The organism is Algibacter aquimarinus (assembly GCF_039543265.1).
Classification (GTDB): Bacteria; Bacteroidota; Bacteroidia; order Flavobacteriales; family Flavobacteriaceae; genus Algibacter_B; species Algibacter_B aquimarinus.
Genome location: NZ_BAABJK010000004.1, coordinates 145,270 through 162,770 on the forward strand (window position 1 = coordinate 145,270; position 17,501 = coordinate 162,770).

General features: G+C 31.9%; 14 protein-coding genes. 9 read left to right on the plus strand and 5 right to left on the minus strand.

What is annotated here, in order from left to right:
• Positions 1-5 precede the first annotated feature (5 nt).
• From ABD939_RS03450 to ABD939_RS03480, 7 genes are all read left to right on the plus strand, one after another.
• Positions 6-1,196, plus strand: a complete 1,191-nt coding sequence (locus ABD939_RS03450) for an acetyl-CoA C-acyltransferase (RefSeq protein ID WP_345164560.1) — start codon at positions 6-8, stop codon at positions 1,194-1,196.
• A 26-nt stretch (positions 1,197-1,222) separates the two neighbouring features.
• A complete protein-coding gene (locus ABD939_RS03455) occupies positions 1,223-3,034 on the plus strand; it encodes an acyl-CoA dehydrogenase family protein (protein ID WP_345164562.1) in 1,812 nt (603 codons plus the stop codon).
• 93 nt (positions 3,035-3,127) lie between these two features.
• A complete protein-coding gene (locus ABD939_RS03460) occupies positions 3,128-4,459 on the plus strand; it encodes a M28 family peptidase (RefSeq protein ID WP_345164564.1) in 1,332 nt (443 codons plus the stop codon).
• A 112-nt stretch (positions 4,460-4,571) separates the two neighbouring features.
• On the plus strand, positions 4,572-5,267 hold the full coding sequence (locus ABD939_RS03465) for a M23 family metallopeptidase (RefSeq protein WP_345164566.1): 696 nt from the start codon (positions 4,572-4,574) through the stop codon (positions 5,265-5,267).
• A complete protein-coding gene (locus ABD939_RS03470; RefSeq protein WP_345164569.1) occupies positions 5,260-6,906 on the plus strand; it encodes a M1 family metallopeptidase in 1,647 nt (548 codons plus the stop codon). The genes ABD939_RS03465 and ABD939_RS03470 overlap by 8 nt, the downstream gene beginning before the upstream one ends.
• Positions 6,907-7,264: 358 nt before the next feature.
• Positions 7,265-7,483: a YdeI/OmpD-associated family protein gene (locus tag ABD939_RS03475; protein ID WP_345164571.1), complete on the plus strand. Its 219-nt coding sequence runs from the start codon at positions 7,265-7,267 to the stop codon at positions 7,481-7,483.
• Between the two features lie 3 nt (positions 7,484-7,486).
• Positions 7,487-7,975, plus strand: a complete 489-nt coding sequence (locus tag ABD939_RS03480; protein WP_345164573.1) for a YdeI/OmpD-associated family protein — start codon at positions 7,487-7,489, stop codon at positions 7,973-7,975.
• A gap of 2 nt (positions 7,976-7,977) precedes the next feature.
• Here ABD939_RS03480 and ABD939_RS03485 read toward each other — a convergent pair whose 3' ends face one another.
• From ABD939_RS03485 to ABD939_RS03505, 5 genes are all read right to left on the minus strand, one after another.
• Positions 7,978-8,862: a carbohydrate kinase family protein gene (locus ABD939_RS03485; protein WP_345164575.1), complete on the minus strand. Its 885-nt coding sequence runs from the start codon at positions 8,860-8,862 to the stop codon at positions 7,978-7,980.
• 11 nt (positions 8,863-8,873) lie between these two features.
• Positions 8,874-10,154, minus strand: coding sequence for a glycosyltransferase (locus ABD939_RS03490; protein WP_345164577.1), 1,281 nt, complete (start codon positions 10,152-10,154; stop codon positions 8,874-8,876).
• 18 nt (positions 10,155-10,172) lie between these two features.
• Positions 10,173-12,254 (minus strand): HAD-IIB family hydrolase, encoded by a 2,082-nt coding sequence (locus tag ABD939_RS03495; protein WP_345164579.1) that lies wholly within the window; start codon positions 12,252-12,254, stop codon positions 10,173-10,175.
• A 238-nt stretch (positions 12,255-12,492) separates the two neighbouring features.
• Complete coding sequence (locus ABD939_RS03500) at positions 12,493-13,221, minus strand: LytR/AlgR family response regulator transcription factor (protein WP_345164581.1); 729 nt, start codon at positions 13,219-13,221, stop codon at positions 12,493-12,495.
• Positions 13,218-14,288, minus strand: coding sequence for a sensor histidine kinase (locus ABD939_RS03505; protein ID WP_345164583.1), 1,071 nt, complete (start codon positions 14,286-14,288; stop codon positions 13,218-13,220). Before ABD939_RS03505 ends, ABD939_RS03500 begins: the two co-directional genes overlap by 4 nt.
• Positions 14,289-14,471: 183 nt before the next feature.
• Here ABD939_RS03505 and ABD939_RS03510 point away from each other — a divergent pair, with 183 nt between their 5' ends.
• Entirely contained in the window at positions 14,472-16,871 is a 2,400-nt protein-coding gene (locus tag ABD939_RS03510; protein WP_345164585.1) for a TonB-dependent receptor domain-containing protein, read from the plus strand.
• A 16-nt stretch (positions 16,872-16,887) separates the two neighbouring features.
• The gene (locus ABD939_RS03515) at positions 16,888-17,463 is read left to right on the plus strand and encodes a hypothetical protein (RefSeq protein ID WP_345164587.1); all 576 of its coding nucleotides are present in this window, start codon (positions 16,888-16,890) and stop codon (positions 17,461-17,463) included.
• The last annotated feature ends 38 nt before the right edge of the window (positions 17,464-17,501 follow it).

Below are 17,501 nucleotides of genomic sequence, written 5' to 3' on the forward strand. Positions count from 1 at the left end.
AAAAAATGAAACAAGCATATATAGTAAAAGCATACAGAACAGCTGTTGGTAAAGCACCAAAAGGCGTATTTCGTTTTAAAAGAGCTGATGAATTGGGTGCTGAAACCATCCAATACATGATGAAAGAACTACCAAATCTTGATGTTTCTAGGATTGATGATGTTATTGTTGGTAATGCAATGCCAGAAGGATCTCAAGGTTTAAATATGGCACGTTTCATATCATTAATTGGATTAAATAGTATTGATGTTCCTGGTGTAACTGTAAATCGCTTTTGTTCTTCAGGTATTGAAACCATAGGTATTGCAACAGCAAAAATTCAGGCGGGTATGGCTGATTGTATTATTGCTGGTGGTGCAGAAAGCATGAGTGCAGTACCAATGACAGGTTTTAAACCAGAGTTAAATTATGACACTGTAAAGGCTGGACATGAAGACTATTATTGGGGCATGGGAAATACCGCTGAAGCAGTTGCCAACCAATTTAAAGTATCTCGAGAAGATCAAGACGAATTTGCATACAACTCTCATATGAAAGCTTTAAAAGCACAAGCTGAAAATCGTTTTCAAGATCAGATTGTCCCTATAGATGTAGAGCAAATTTACATTGACTCAAACGGAAAAAAAGCAACAAAGTCTTACACCGTAACAAAAGATGAAGGGCCTCGTGCTGGAACAAGTAAAGAAGTTTTAGGTAAATTAAGACCAGTTTTTGCGGCTGGTGGAAGTGTTACTGCTGGAAATTCATCACAAATGAGTGATGGTGCAGCATTTGTTATGGTAATGAGTGAAGAAATGGTTAAAGAGTTAAATCTAGAGCCTGTGGCACGTTTAGTTAATTATGCAGCTGCTGGTGTAGAACCTCGTATTATGGGTATAGGGCCAGTTAAAGCTATTCCAAAAGCACTAAAGCAAGCTGGCTTAAAACAAAATGATTTAGAACTCATAGAATTAAACGAAGCCTTTGCATCGCAATCTTTAGCAGTTATTAGAGAACTAAATTTAAACCCAGATATTATTAATGTTAACGGTGGTGCTATTGCATTAGGGCATCCACTTGGGTGTACAGGAGCAAAATTATCTGTTCAATTATTTGATGAGATGCGAAAACGTACTATGAAAGGAAAATATGGAGCCGTTACTATGTGTGTGGGAACCGGACAAGGTGCCTGTGGCATTTTCGAATTTTTAAATTAAAAAGACAACAAAAGAAAAGAATAAAAATGGAAGCAACAGAAAAAGATATTTTACGTGGTGGTCAGTTCCTAGTGAAGGAAACAAAATGTGAAGACATTTTTACACCCGAAGATTTTAATGAAGAACAGCTAATGATGAAAGAAGCTGTTACCGAATTTGTTGACCGAGAAATTTGGCCAAACAAAGCGCGCTTTGAAGCTAAAGATTACGCCTTAACAGAATCTTGTATGCGACAAGCTGGAGAAATGGGTTTTTTAGGAGTTTCAGTGCCAGAAGAATATGGTGGGATGGGAATGAGTTTTGTTTCAACCATGCTAGTTTGCGATTATATATCTGGAGCAACAGGTTCTTTCAGTACTGCTTTTGGTGCACATACAGGTATTGGTACTATGCCAATTACACTATACGGAAATGAAGAACAGAAGAAAAAATATGTTCCAAAATTAGCTACTGGCGAATGGTTTGGCTCGTATTGTTTAACTGAACCCAGTGCTGGTAGTGATGCTAATTCTGGAAAAACCAAAGCCGTTTTATCTGACGATGGAAAAACTTATAGTATAACAGGCCAGAAAATGTGGATATCAAATGCTGGTTTCTGTAGTTTAATGATTGTTTTTGCTCGCATTGAAGATGATAAAAACATTACTGGTTTTATTGTTGAATATGATCCTGAAAACCCTAATGGAATCACTATGGGTGAAGAAGAACATAAACTAGGAATTAGAGCTTCTTCAACACGTCAAGTATTTTTTAGCGACACTGTAGTTCCTGTTGAAAATATGCTTTCAACTAGAGGCAACGGATTTAAAATTGCTATGAATGCATTAAATGTTGGCCGTATTAAATTAGCAGCAGCTTGTTTGGACGCCCAACGTCGTACTATTACAGAGTCTATAAAATATGCTAACGAACGCATTCAATTTAAAACGCCTATTTCTAGTTTTGGTGCTATTCGTCAAAAAATTGCTGAAATGGCAACTAACTGTTGGGTTGGTGAAGCAGCAAGTTATAGAGCAGCAAAAAATATAGAAGACCGTATTGCAATTCGCCAAAATAATGGTAAAGACACTCATCAAGAAGCAGAATTAAAAGGTGTTGAAGAATATGCAATAGAATGTTCAATCCTAAAAGTAGCAGTTTCAGAGCATACACAAAATTGTACTGATGAAGGCATTCAAATTTTTGGTGGTATGGGATTTTCTGAAGAAACTCCTATAGAATCGGCTTGGAGAGACGCTCGAATAGCAAGAATTTATGAAGGCACAAATGAAATTAACAGAATGTTAAGTATAGGTATGCTTATTAAAAAAGCTATGAAAGGTCATGTAGATTTATTAGGACCAGCTACTGCTGTGGCTAATGAGCTAACAGGAATACCTTCATTTGATACTCCAGATTTCTCTGAGTTATTTTCTGAAGAAAAAAGCATTATTAAAAACCTTAAAAAATTATTTTTAATGGTTGCTGGTGCTGCATTGCAAAAATATGGAGAAGAAATAGAAAAGCATCAACAGTTAATGTTGGCCTCCTCAGATATCTTAATTCAGATTTATATGGCAGAATCAGCTATTTTACGTGCTGAAAAAATGGCTAAAAAAGATGGTGAAGAAAAAGCTAAAGAACAAATAGCTATGGCTAAGCTAAATTTATTTCATGCTATTGATGTTATTGAAACAGCAGGAAAACACTCTATTATTTCATTTTCAACTGGAGATGAGCAACGGATGATGTTAATGGGTTTAAAACGTTATTTAAAATATGTGAACATGCCCAACATTATTGAATTGCGACATATTATTGCTGATAAAGTAACAAAAGAAAACAAATACTGTTTCTAAAATACATTGTGACTAACTCAATTAAAAAAAAACGTTTCAAAACTTAGTTTTGAAGCGTTTTTTATTTTCTGTAATTTAGAGAAAAATTAAACCATGAAAAAACTACTATTTATTTCTCTCTTACTTCTTACTTATTTTGCAACAGCACAAAACAATCAAAAAATATATGATATTATAAATGATGTCTCTGCAGAAAGAATTCAAAAAGACATTCAAACACTAGTAAATTTTGGAACAAGAAACACCTTTAGCGATACCGTATCAACAACAAGAGGAATAGGCGCTGCAAGACGATGGATAAAATCTGAGTTTGAAACTATTTCTGAAAGTTGTAATAATTGTTTAAACGTTTTTTATCAAAAAGATTTTGTATCAAAAGAAGGTAACAGACGTGTACCACATGATGCTTGGGTTGTAAATGTTGTAGCTGTACAGAAAGGAACAAAATACCCAAATAGATATGTGATTATGAGTGGAGATATTGATTCTCGTGCTAGTAATACCATGAATTTTACAATTGATGCCCCAGGAGCTAACGATAATGCTTCTGGTATGGCTGGAACTATTGAAGCTGCGCGTGTATTATCAAAATATAAGTTTGAAAACAGTATTATTTACGTTGGGCTTTCTGGTGAAGAACAGGGTCTTTTTGGGGGTGCCGGATTAGCTGCATATGCCAAAGAAAAAGATTGGGATATTATTGGTATTTTAAATAATGATATGATAGGAAACATTAAAGGTGTTGATGGTGTTATTGATAATAGAACCTTTAGAATTTTTTCTGAACCGGTACCTGCTAATGAAACAGAAAGACAAAGAAAATCGCGCCGATTTTACGGTGGTGAAGTTGATGGTATTTCACGTCAATTAGCACGATACATTCATAAAAATGTAAAAACATATATGCCGGAAATGAATCCTATGATGATTTATAGATTAGATAGATTTGGTCGTGGCGGCCACCATCGTCCATTTAACGATTTAGGCTTTGCAGGGATTAGAATTATGGAAGCTCATGAAAATTACACTCAACAACATCAAGATATTAGAGAAGAAAATGGCATTAAATATGGTGATGTTATAGAACATGTTAATTTTGATTATGCGAAAAAACTAACTGCTGTAAATGCTATTAATCTAGCAAATCTAGCTTGGGCACCCCCTGCTCCAAAATCTGTTGCTATTGGCGGTATTGTAGAAGCCTCAGCCAAATTAAAATGGGAGAAAGTTGATGGTGCAAAAGGTTATAAAATATACTGGCGAGATACTACCTCACCAACTTGGGATAACAGTAGATATGTTGGTGATATTTCAGAATTCACTTTGGATGGTATTGTTATTGATAATTATTTCTTTGGAATATCAAGTGTTGGAGAAAAAGGTTTCGAAAGCCCAGTGGTATTTCCAAATTCTGTAATGAGATAACATGAGATGTTTCAATTTTTTGGTTGTTTTTTTTCTACTTGTATTCGGCTGTTCGAAAGACAAGTATAATCGTGGGAATATCTTCTTTGAAATTTCGGGTGATTCGACAAAAGTGTTGTACAAAAATGGCTTGCTCTGTCCTGTATTTACCAAAATTGAAAATTTAAAGGATAACACTATAGATTTTGTACAATCAATTCCAAAAGAAACATCCTTAATTATGCAATTCAAAACAGAACAAAAAGATTCTACTTCCATTTTAAATTCATATAAATTCGCTCATTATTATGGTTACTACGAAAAGGAAAAACAAGCTTACGATACACTTTTTAATTATGCTCTACCCTTTCCGAAAGGCAAACAATTTAAAATAATTCAAGGATACAATGGTGATTTCACACATAACACAAACTTTTCCAGATATACTATTGATTTTAACTTACAAATAGGAGATACAATTGTTGGAACGCGAGATGGGGTTGTTATCAAAGTAATTGTAAAGCATAATAAACAAGGTACCACCGAAAAGTTTAAACCTTTTGGCAACTATATTATGGTGCATCATAATGATAATACCTTTGCACAATATGTACATTTAAAACAGTATGGTGCATTGGTAAAAGTTGGTGATTCCGTAAAAAGAAATCAACCCATTGCCTTATCTGGCTTTACAGGATTGACAACGACACCTCATTTACATTTTGGAGTTTTTAAGGCAACAACAAATGGAATTGAATCTATTCCTATTATTCTAGATTCAATTCTAGGAAAAAAATATATTAAAAGTAAAATCGCTAAAAATGAATAATCATAAATTCTTCTTTATTTTTTTAATCTCAAGTATATCGTTAACCGCTTATTCTCAAGGGCTTTTAGAAGAAAAAGTTAATTTTACAAGACAAGATACACTAAGAGGTTCTATAACTCCAGAACGCGAATGGTGGGATTTAACTTATTATCATCTAGACATAAAAGTAGACCCAGATAATAAATTTATTTCCGGTAAAAATACTGTTCGGTATAAAGTTCTTGAAAATGATTCTGTAATGCAAATAGATTTACAACCCCCTTTAAAAATTACTAAAGTCGTTCAGAACAACACAGAATTAGAAGTTAAACACGATGGTAATGCACACTTTATAAGCTTAAAGGAAAATCAAAATATAGATGATATTCTTAGCTTAGATGTATACTATGAGGGTAATCCAAAAGAAGCTGTTCGAGCGCCTTGGGATGGTGGTATCTCTTGGAAAAAAGATAACAATGGTAATCATTTTATTGCATCTTCTTGCCAAGGTTTGGGTGCTAGCGTATGGTGGCCATGTAAAGACCACATGTATGATGAAGTAGATAGCATGCTTATTAGCGTAAATGTCCCTTCTAAATTAACGAATGTATCTAATGGACGCTTGAGAAAAGTGGAACAAATTGGAGATACAAAAACGTATTCTTGGTTTGTAAGTAATCCAATTAACAACTATGGCGTAAATATAAATATTGGCGATTATGCTCATTTCTCAGAAGTTTACGATGGTATGGCAGGAAATTTAGACATGGACTATTATGTTTTAAAAGATAATCTTGAAAAAGCAAAAGTTCATTTTAAAGACGCACCAAAAATGATGAAAGCTTTCGAGCATTGGTTTGGTCAATATCCATTTTATAAAGACGGATTTAAATTAGTAGAAGTTCCTTATTTAGGAATGGAACATCAAAGTTCGGTAACCTATGGAAACCAATATATGAAAGGTTATTTAGGAAACGACTTATCTAGAACTGGTTGGGGTTTAAAGTTCGATTTCATTATTATCCATGAATCTGGTCATGAATGGTTTGCAAATAACATTACTTATAAGGATGCAGCAGATATGTGGATTCATGAAGGATTTACAGCATATTCAGAAAATTTGTTTTTGGACTATTATTATGGTAAAGAAGCTTCAGCTGAGTATGTTATTGGTACAAGACAGCTTATAAAAAACGACCGCCCAATAATTGGATTCTATAATGTAAACAAAGAAGGTTCAGGAGATATGTACTACAAAGGCGCCAATATCCTTCACACACTGCGTCAACTTATTGAGGATGATGAAAAATGGAGGAAAATTTTGAGAAAAATGAATGTTGAATTTTATCATAAAACTGTTACAACACAACAAATTGAAAATTTTATAAGTAGAGAAACTGGTTATGATTTAACCGAATTTTTTAACCAATATTTAAGAGACACACGTATTCCTACTTTGGAATATTCAATAAACAAGAAAGAACTAAAATTCCGTTGGACCAATATTATTGACAAATTTGACATGCCTGTTCAAGTAAAAATAGATGGAAAAGAACAATGGCTGTTTCCAAAATCCGAATGGAAAACAATGGAATTAGAAACTAAAAATGCTCCACTTACCATAGACCCAGATTTTTACATTTATTCTAAACAAATATAAATACTTTGGAGTTTAAAGAAATCCATTTTGAACGCGATACCGATTGGTATGATTGGTTGCTAAACAACCATAGCAAAGAAAAAGCTGTATATCTTATTTTTTACAAACTAGAAATGAATATTCCAACTATGCGATGGGAAGAGGCTGTAAAAGTTGCCATTTGTTTTGGTTGGATTGATTCAACTGTAAAAAGTTTAGGCAATGGAAAAAGACGCCAATACTTTTGTCCAAGAAATCCGAAAAGTACATGGAGTGCTCTTAATAAAAAGTATGTGGAGGAATTAGACCAAGCAGGTTTAATACATGAATCTGGTCGTAAAATGATTAATCTTGCAAAAAAACTGGTAAATGGACAGAAATGGATGATGTTGAAAATGGTATTATACCCAATGACTTGCAAAAAGCATTTGATGAAAACTTACGTTCATTTGAAAATTATCAAAACTTTTCTAAAGGTTACAGAAAAAATTATTTATCCTGGCTTCATAGTGCTAAACGCAAAGAAACGAGAGAAAAACGCATAAATCAAATTATAGAATTATGTTCTAAAAATATTAAATCTAGAGAAAATTGGTAAGCTATGAAAAGTAAAAAATTCACTGTGGGTTTATTAGACCAATTTCATATTTCAATACCTGAAAAAATTTTTAAATCTTTTGCAGAAGCAAAGCAAAATAGAGTAAAAGTAGTCGCTACTTTTAAAAATAAAACTATTCATTTTTATGCTGCTATAAAAAAGGATAAAAACACGGGAGATTATAAAATGATGTTTGGCAAAAGGCTTCAAAAAGAACTAAATATATTTCAAAATGACTACTTTGAAATGCAACTTTTTGAAGACACTTCCAAATATGGCGTTGATGTTCCAGAAGAATTAGATGCTGTCTTTTTAAGCGATTATGAAGCATTTAAAATCTTTGAAAATTTAACCCCCGGAAAAAAGAGAAGCATTATTTACGCTATTTCAAGATATAAAAACAGCCAAACTAAAATAGATAAATCATTAATTATGTGTGAGAATTTGAAGCGAGGACATTTAAATCCTTACTCCATTTTAAAACCACAATAACACTATTGAGGGTTCATAAAAGAATCAATATCTTCGAAACTTAACTCAGGATTAGCTCCTTTATTTTGTGCCACCAATGCCCCAACAGCACAAGCCAAATTTATAGCTTTTTGTGGATTCTCTTTACTTAACAACTGACTTATAAGAGAACCTAAAAATGAGTCGCCAGCTCCAACTGTATCGTCAACCTTTATTTTATAACCACTATTATAATATAATTTTTCATTGTAAAGTAATACAGCCCCAAAAGATCCTTTGGTAACACAAAGATGTTTAGTGTTTGTTTTTTTAGCTATGAACTTTAAATTCTGCTCTAATGAATTAAACTTAGACCCAAGAAAATTACTCACCTGATATAATTCCTCATCATTCAATTTTATAAAATCAGATTGCTCCATCAAATGTATCAATATATCTTTTTTGAAATGAGGTGGTCTTAAATTTAAATCAAAAACTTTGTACTTAGCTAATTTAACTAGTTCAAAAAGTGTTTCTTTTGAAACATTATCTCGGGTAATTAAACTTCCAAAAACTAAAGCATCCGCCTTTTTTACTTTGTTTTTAGATAGCTCTGTGATTGAAATTTTATCCCAAGCACTAGGATATTCTATACTATAAGACGCAGATCCTTTGCTATTTAAAGTTACTTTAACCTCTCCCGTTTTGTATTTATCAAGTAACTGAACACAATCTGTATTAACTTTATTTTCTTTTAAATAGTCTAATATGGATATTCCTAATTTATCATTTCCAACAGCACTAATTATACTTACCTCATTCCCAAATAATTTGGACCGTACAGCTACATTAAGTGGCGCACCACCAATTTTTTTGTCATGAGGAAAAACATCCCATAGTACTTCACCAAAACATACAATATTAGGCATTCTTGAAAATTTTAATAAAAAAGATTTGACTCCATAGTACGCTGATTAATTGAGCTTTTGAATACTTCAATCATACGTTTTGCAATGCCCGTCCATCCAAAATTCCGTCTAGCAAAACGTGCACCCTCCACAGAAAGTTCGTTACGCATTTTAGGATATAAAAGCGGCATAGACATCATTGCTCCAAACTCTAAAGGTCTATGTGGGTCAGCAAACAATGCTTGGTTACCAAAATCAATCAAATCATAAAGACCACCGTGAACAGTAATTACACTAGGTGTACCACACGCCATGGCTTCAATAGCTACCATGCCAAAAGGTTCATATCTAGATGGCATTGCGAAAATATTAGCAGATCTGTAAACATTTGCTAAATCTTCGTCTGCTATATAATTTTTCCATTTTATTTTATCCATTACTCCTAATTCATTTGCTAGTTTCTTCAACTTTGCAACACCTTCATCATCTTGATCGGATTTATCACTACCAATTGCGGCTACTAATCTTGCTTCCGGACAAAGTTCGAGAACTGTTGGTAACGACTGTATTAATAGGTCATAACCTTTGTTATGTGCCATTCTACCCAGAGCAAGAATATCGGTTGGTTGAATATCGTATTTAGATCTAATTTTATCATTCTCTTTTGATGGAACAGGGAAAAAGCGATTTTCATCAATTCCAGGAGGAATCATACCACAATTTTTAGGCAAAACATCATACTGCTTTGTCAATAAATCTACCTGTGGTAAAGTTGTTGCAATTATATAATTACACATCTGATAAACAAAATATTCTTTTTGAATACGTTCTTTAAAACGATATGTTTTCTCCATTTCCTTTTCGTCCATATCGCTACCCATGGTATGCTGCTTCCACCAACCAACGGAGTGAGGCGTGTGTACATGAGATATACCAAGTTCCTCCGCTATTTTTTGTCCAGCAAAACCAGCATCCCAATAATGAGAATAAACAACATCATATTTTTTACCCTCTTTTTTAATAGCAGCTAAACAATTGGTGACAAACTTTTTTAAATGATCGTGCATATCCTCTTTTCGGATAAACTTTTTACCTCCAAAGGGAATTCGCCATACACTATAATTTTCATCTACATGGTCATATTCTGGTTGATCTTCAAACTGACGGGTTACCAAATCTACTTTTTTGCCTAACCTGCTAAAACGTTCAGCAAGCTCTAAAACATAAACTACTTGACCACCTGTATCTGGTTTTCCGAATTCTGCATTTGCCCCCACATAGCCATGTAGGGAGATCATTAATATTGATTTCATAGTTTTAAATTTTAGTTATTATTTAATTATTTTTAAATCATGACATGCGGAAATATATTGTGCAGCAGACCATGCTTGATATGCTTTACCCATAGCTTTTCCAGTAATTCCGTGTGCCCATTCTGTGAATTCCCACTCTTCAGTTAAACCTTCTTTATTTATTAATGCTAGTTTGTGCAACTCTGAAATAGCAACATCTCTTAGACCTAGTTTACTTATAAACTTAACCCAAAAACCACCAACAAAAGGCCATATACCACCGTTGTGATAATGGTTAGGTAAATTCAATAAATTTACGGTGTAATACGATTTCCAATCGGGATCACCAGGTGTTACAACAGGATAAACATTTGTAACAGGATAGGGATCGTTAACACCAACACCCAACATAAATTTAAAAGTTTGATGAGCTTTTTCTGCATCAATAGTACCATGTAAAAAAGCTAAAACATTGCCAAAAACATCACAACGCCAGCTAAAATCGAATGGCGATGTTTGCTGGATTAAGTATGAGGTATCACCCAACGTAAATTGACGCTCTGCAAACGAAACTGATTGAAATAATTTCTGTTGCGTTGATGGCCAAAAATTTTGTAATATTTCCTTCTTAATAACTTGAGACCATCTTATATTTTCTCCAGCTTCTTCATAATCACCCAGCATTTCTAACATTCTACCGTAACAAACGTTAGCACGGTACCACAGAATTTCATCATAAAGTATGTTGTAACTTCCTCCAAATAAATCGGTCCAATCTCCAGCTTCAGGAATTTCTAAAAGGGCATCATTATTACTGTCATGAGCTCCTAACCAGCGCATAGTTTCTTTTATAGAGGATATATACTCGCGAAGAAAATCGATATCGTTAGTGACTTTTACATATTCATAAAAAGCTATTACTACCCAAATACCACTATCTATAGAACATATACCACCAACTCCAGAATAGTCGGCTACATTATCTTTTATTCTTACGTTAGAGGGAATTTGTCCGTTTCTAGTAATATGCTCAAATAAGGTTACTAAAGTTTGGCGTTGACATTTATGAATTTCTTTATCATGAATTAAAGATAAAGAACCTATAACAGTTATAGCCCCATCTCTTGCCCAAACACTATGATAATTTGCATCAGTACCTTTAGTAATATTATCTTCTATTGAACAGGCTGAAAAACCCAACGGTGTTATATTCTTTTTAAGTGCTATTATAGCTTTTTCGTAACCTTCTTTAATAAGCTCTAATTTTTCATCATCATCTTCTTCGGCTATCGTGTTTAATTCCTTTTGAATGATATAATCATCTGTATGATTTTCTTCATTAATAATTTTAGCATCATCAGGAAATATTCCAAAGTAAATAAGACCTTCAATAATACCATCGCCACTTTCATTTTCTGAATGATATACTTCACGATGCTTTGTAAACTTATAAAGTTCTTGATGAGCGTTAGCTACTACAACACCCTTTACACCATCAACACTAAACATGGCAGAGTCATTGCCACTATCGCCAGCAACTAAAACATGACTTGATTTTAAATTTAACTTCCTTAATAACCATATTAGTGCATTTCCTTTATTAGCCCATTTAGGCAAAATATCTAAAAATTTATCTCCAGAATACACTACATTGATATACATCTTAGAATCTGCAAATACTTTTTCAACACTACTTATTAATTCTTCGCTGGCACCATGAAAAAAATAACTTCTCTTGTAAGAATGTTGAAATCTTATGGGCTGTTCACTTATTGGATAATCTAAACTCTGAATTATCTCTTCAACAGCATCAATATCCCAACCTTCATCTAAAACATCATTAAACTCTTTAACTACCTTTTTTCTATCAAAGTCGTAAATATGTGTTCCAACTCCTGATATAATATAATCTGGCTCAGGTAAAACACCTTTGTCTATTAAATTTAGAACATCATCAATTAAGCGTCCTGTATTATAAGTTAGAATAACCCCCTCGGGTTTAAATTTTTTCCAAACCTTAGGGAAATTGCTTTTATGTGTGTGAAAATCTATTAGAGTGTTATCAATATCAAAAGAAAGAAGTTTTATATCAGGCTTAATATTATCTTCTGTTTTACTCATATAATACTATTTTTTGTAAAATTAAGGTATGAATTTTCCAAAATTTAAGATTTTAAGCCTTAAAAAGCAAGAAAAGAAATACTATTCTTATATCAATTCTTGATGTGTTAAATAGAAACTATTACACTAAGAAATTAAAAAATTAATTCCTGAATTTTTGTATATTTAATAACACAAAAAAGGCTTATTAAACTCTAGAATAAATAAAGTAATTGTATACACTTAAAAAAGTTAGTAACTAATACATCAGTTTTTTGATGTTATCCATATACCCTCTACTTACGCGAACAACATCACCGTTTTGCATAGTCACATCGTAACTTTTGGTATATTTATTTAACTCTTTTACCTTATTAAGGTTGATAATTGAAGAACGGTGTACTCGAATAAAAATAGCATCATTTAGTTTTTCTTCTAATATTGAAATACCGTAGTTACTTAGGAAGGTATTATCTTTTGTTATTAATTTTGAATAATCTCCAAAAGCTTCAATTCTAATAACATCTTCTGTAGATATAGTTATTAATTTGTTTTGCTTTTGAACTAAAATACGCTCTGGGTATTTTGAATTCTCAATAAGCAAGCTTTCCGCCAATGGTCTTGCATTATTAACTTGTATAGATTCTGATAAACGCTCCACAGCAACCTTAAATCTATCTTTTGTATAAGGTTTTAATAGGTAATCTACTGCATGTACTTCAAAAGCTTTTAAGGCATATTGGTCGTAAGCCGTTGAAAATATAATTTGAGGTAGTTCTTCTAAATGTGTTAAAACATCAAAACCCGTAATTCCAGGCATTTGTATGTCTAAAAAAACTAAATCTGGTTTAAACTCATTAATGATTTTAACAGCATCAACTCCATTATTAGCTTCACCTAAAAGAATTAAATCGTCAAAATCCTGCAAATATTCTTTTATTAATTTACGGCCAGAAGCTTCATCATCAACTATAATTACTTTTCTCATAACTCGAACATAACTTTTAATCCTTGCGGATTATTGTCACTTAACTTCAGCGAACTTTGGTACATTTTCTCTAAGCGTAAACGCGTATTTGTTAAGCCAATTCCTTTACCAAAAACTTGTTCTTTATCTTTAATTCCAACACCACTATCAGATATTTCAAAAGCAAGCTTCCCTTCTTTTTTAAGAATCGTTATTGAAATTGTTCCTCCATTTATTAAAGACGATAAACCATGTTTTACTGAATTTTCCACCAAAGGTTGCAATAGCATAGGAGGAACTTGTTCATTCATTAAATTTTTATCAACATCTATTTCTATTTGCAAACGTTCTTGAAAACGTTCTTTTTCTAAATCTAGATACTTTTTTACAAAGTCTAATTCTTCTTTTAAAGGAACCAAATCTACTTGCGATGCTTTTAATTGATAGCGAAATAAATCTGATAATTCAGCTATCATATGTCTTGTTTTTTCATTTTCTGCTGGGACCGAAGCACTTATTGTATTGAAAATATTATATAAAAAATGTGGATTTAACTGAGCTTTTATAGCAGATAATTCACTCTTTAAAGCTGCATTACGAAGTTCTCCTTCTAAGACTAACTTCCGTTGATTCTCTCTGTAATAATTATAGGCATGAAGAATGCCAAATTGTAAAACATAGAATAATCCAGGAATATAAATATCCCAAATCTTTCCTGAACCTTGAAGGTGAAAAAAACCTAGTAATTCGCAAATTTCGTAATATACAGTTTGCCAAATAATTACAAAAAGCGGTAAAAAGAAAACATGAAGTAATAACCTAAATTTTAATGGCCAGTTTTTTAATTTCCTGAAAATTAACCACCAAATTGGTACTGTTAAAATAAATTTTATGGTATAACCCAATCCACTCCCATCAAAAAAATCTAAAAAACTGAAAAGATTATAATTACTATTATTATAACCCAGCGAGTTTATTTCTAAAGTAAAATGATAGAATAAAGCAAATAGTATATAAAAACAAACAAACGCTAAAAGCTCGTCATGTCTGACTCCAAAAGAGTGTTTTTTCAAAAATTTATTCTTCATCTATTAATGTTTTACACAAAAATAAATTTAATACATTAAAATAGATAATACTAATCGTTGAGTCGACCCATATACAGATGAACTGACTTTTCCCACTCATCGACTCATAGCTCAACTAAACTGTTTTCAATTGTATATTCCCCACCATGATTTCATATTTGTATCATCAAAAAACGAATAGTTATGAAATCATTATTATTAATTCTTAGTCTATTAATCTTTAATATATCTTTTGCTCAATACAGCATAAAAGGAACGATTTCAGATTCAGATTCAACTCCTGTTAACGCAGCAGTAGTGTCATTATTAACAATTGAAAACAATACTTTTGTAAAAGCCTCAATAACTGACGAGCTTGGTAACTTTGTTATAAAAAACATTGGTAATGGCACTTATAAAATTCTTGTTACTTATTTAGGTGCTAAAGATTATAACTCTAATAACATTATTGTATCAGATGAAAATATAAGTTTAAATAATATTAATCTTTTACCTGACACACAAGCACTAGAAGAGGTTACTGTAACCGCTGAAAAACCACTAATTCAGGTACTTGCAGACAAAACCGTTTTTAATGTTCAAAATTCTATAAGCGTTGCAGGAGATTCTGGGTTCGAACTACTAAGAAAAGCGCCGGGTGTACTTATTGATAATACCGAAAATATAATCGTTGAAGGTAAGGCTGGTGTTTTAATTTACATTGATGATAAACCAACCGTACTGCGCGGTCAAGATTTAGTAAATTACTTGAAAACTATTCAAGCTACAGAAATTGATGCACTTGAAATAATAACTCAACCATCATCAAAATATGATGCCGAAGGAAATGCAGGTATTATAAACATAAAATTTAAACGAGATAAAAGTTTAGGTACAAATGGAAATTTAGCATCTGGTATTACAGTGGGAGATTTTGCCAGATATAACAATACAATATCTATTAATAACCGAAATAAAAAAACGAGTCTATACGGCACCTTTAGTAATAGATTTGGCGAGAGTACCGGATTTATAAATTTAAATCGTACCCAAAATAATACTAATTTCGATGCTCGGACAAAAAGTAACGCAGATTTTAACAACAAAAATATTCGTTTAGGATTTGATTATTTTGTTGATTCAAAATCAACCATCGGTGTTATTTTAACGGGGAATTTTAGTGATAATGAAAATACGAGTAATTCTAGAACACCAATTACACCCAATGGTAATACTTCCCCAAATGAAGTTTTAGTAGCAGGTAGTAATGCTAATGCAGAAACATCTAACCTATATAGCAACATAAACTACAGATTAAAACTCAAAAACAATACCTCATTAAACATTGATTTAGACTATGGAAAATACAATCAAGATAGAACTAATTTACAGCCTAATACTTATTTTAATGGTGATGAAACACAGATAATCAGCGAATCTGTTAACTTCATGAATACGCCAATTACTATTGATATACTTACAGCAAGAATTGACTACGAACAAAATTTCTTAAAGGGCAAACTATCATTAGGTGCTAAATACTCTAAAATAATAACAGATAATCAATTTGACTTTTTCGATAGAATTAACGATGTAGATATAATAAACAGAAGCAGATCTAACACATTTAATTATGACGAAAATATTAATGCTGCTTATGTAAATTTTAATAAAAAATATGAAAAATTCAATTTTCAAATTGGTTTAAGAGTAGAGCAAACTATATCTGATGGTGTTTTGGAAAGCTTTCAGGAAGAACAAAATGATAGGGTAAAAAGAAATTATACTGATTGGTTTCCAAGTGGCGGAATAACCTATCAAATGAATCGAAAAAATGCTTTTTCTTTAACTTACAGTAAGCGAATACAACGACCTAATTATAGAAGCTTAAATCCTTTTGAATTCCAAATAGATGAATTATCGTTTAGTAAAGGAAATGCATTTTTACAACCTCAGTACACTGATAATCTAAAGTTTTCTCATACTTACAATTACAGATTGAACACCTCAATAAGTTATAGTTTCATAAAAGATTTTTCAGCTCAAGTAACAGAGGCGGTTGGAGAAAATAGAAATTTTTTAAGTCCTCGAAACGTAGCAAATCAAAAAATAATCAATTTAGGTATTTCTTATCCAACCCGCTTTAATAAATGGTGGAGTATTTATTTCAGTTTAAATGCTTTTAGAAGTATTTACGAGGCAACAAATGAAGATTTTCTATCAACAAAGCAAAACACGTTGAGTTTATACGCCCAAAACACCTTTAAATTAAGTAAAACATTTAACGCCGAAATATCTGGTTGGTATAGTTCGCCATCAGTTTGGGGTGGCACATATGAAACCAAAAGTTTAGGCTCATTAAACATTGCTTTTCAAAAAAAGTTTTTAGATGATAAACTAAGTGCTCGATTAGGTTTTAATGATATTCTTTTTACTTCACCTTGGAGAGGCGTAACACAGTTTGGAGCTTTAAGAATTAATGGAAATGGAGGTAGTGATAGCAGGCAAGTTCAATTAAATCTAACTTATAATTTTGGTAGAAACGAAATTAAAAAAGCTAGAAAAAGAGATACCGGAATTGAAGATGAAAAAAATAGAATATAAATTTAAAACAATAAATATGAAAAGCATTTTAATTATCATAGGAATTACTTGTTGCAACTTTTGTTTCACTCAAAACACCTACTTAAAAATAACTGAAAATAATAAAACATCTATTAGCTATCCTCCAGAAACAAAGTTTGTATTAAAAAACAAAGAGGGCTATTATATTTTAAAAGAGAGTAACACACCACTAGTTTTTAAAATCGATGAACCTTATACACTTGATGTTTTTCCAGATTACAAAAAAGAGAAAGATGTTTATAACCTAACTAATGGAAAAATTGAATTAATATATAATCCAAGTTATGACAGTAACTACATTGAAAATAGAGTGAAACATGAATCTAACGGAATTTCATTAGTTAAAACAACTTTTACAAACTCTACATTAAATGAAGAAGAAAGCAATGTAATAATAGAATTTAGCAATGGTGTTATTTTTAGTTATACTGATGAAAAAGTTGTTGCCAAACTAAACGGCGTGTCATTACACATAAATGGTAAATACCTAATATATTCTGATTCAGGAATAATAAAATTAAGTTATAATCCAAAAAGCAAACAAATTTGGTGGGTTTTTGAGCCTAAATGAAAATAAAAAGGGAAGCAAATTTGTTTCCCTTTTTATTT

Coding starts and splice junctions, on each gene's coding strand:
- ABD939_RS03460 (WP_345164564.1), top strand. CDS start 3,128: ATGAAAAAACTACTATTTATTTCTCTCTTACTTCTTACTTATTTTGCA.
- ABD939_RS03475 (WP_345164571.1), top strand. CDS start 7,265: ATGGATGATGTTGAAAATGGTATTATACCCAATGACTTGCAAAAAGCA.
- ABD939_RS03505 (WP_345164583.1), bottom strand. CDS start 14,288: ATGAAGAATAAATTTTTGAAAAAACACTCTTTTGGAGTCAGACATGAC.
- ABD939_RS03485 (WP_345164575.1), bottom strand. CDS start 8,862: ATGCCTAATATTGTATGTTTTGGTGAAGTACTATGGGATGTTTTTCCT.
- ABD939_RS03495 (WP_345164579.1), bottom strand. CDS start 12,254: ATGAGTAAAACAGAAGATAATATTAAGCCTGATATAAAACTTCTTTCT.
- ABD939_RS03510 (WP_345164585.1), top strand. CDS start 14,472: ATGAAATCATTATTATTAATTCTTAGTCTATTAATCTTTAATATATCT.
- ABD939_RS03480 (WP_345164573.1), top strand. CDS start 7,487: ATGAAAAGTAAAAAATTCACTGTGGGTTTATTAGACCAATTTCATATT.
- ABD939_RS03490 (WP_345164577.1), bottom strand. CDS start 10,154: ATGAAATCAATATTAATGATCTCCCTACATGGCTATGTGGGGGCAAAT.
- ABD939_RS03455 (WP_345164562.1), top strand. CDS start 1,223: ATGGAAGCAACAGAAAAAGATATTTTACGTGGTGGTCAGTTCCTAGTG.
- ABD939_RS03515 (WP_345164587.1), top strand. CDS start 16,888: ATGAAAAGCATTTTAATTATCATAGGAATTACTTGTTGCAACTTTTGT.
- ABD939_RS03470 (WP_345164569.1), top strand. CDS start 5,260: ATGAATAATCATAAATTCTTCTTTATTTTTTTAATCTCAAGTATATCG.
- ABD939_RS03500 (WP_345164581.1), bottom strand. CDS start 13,221: ATGAGAAAAGTAATTATAGTTGATGATGAAGCTTCTGGCCGTAAATTA.
- ABD939_RS03450 (WP_345164560.1), top strand. CDS start 6: ATGAAACAAGCATATATAGTAAAAGCATACAGAACAGCTGTTGGTAAA.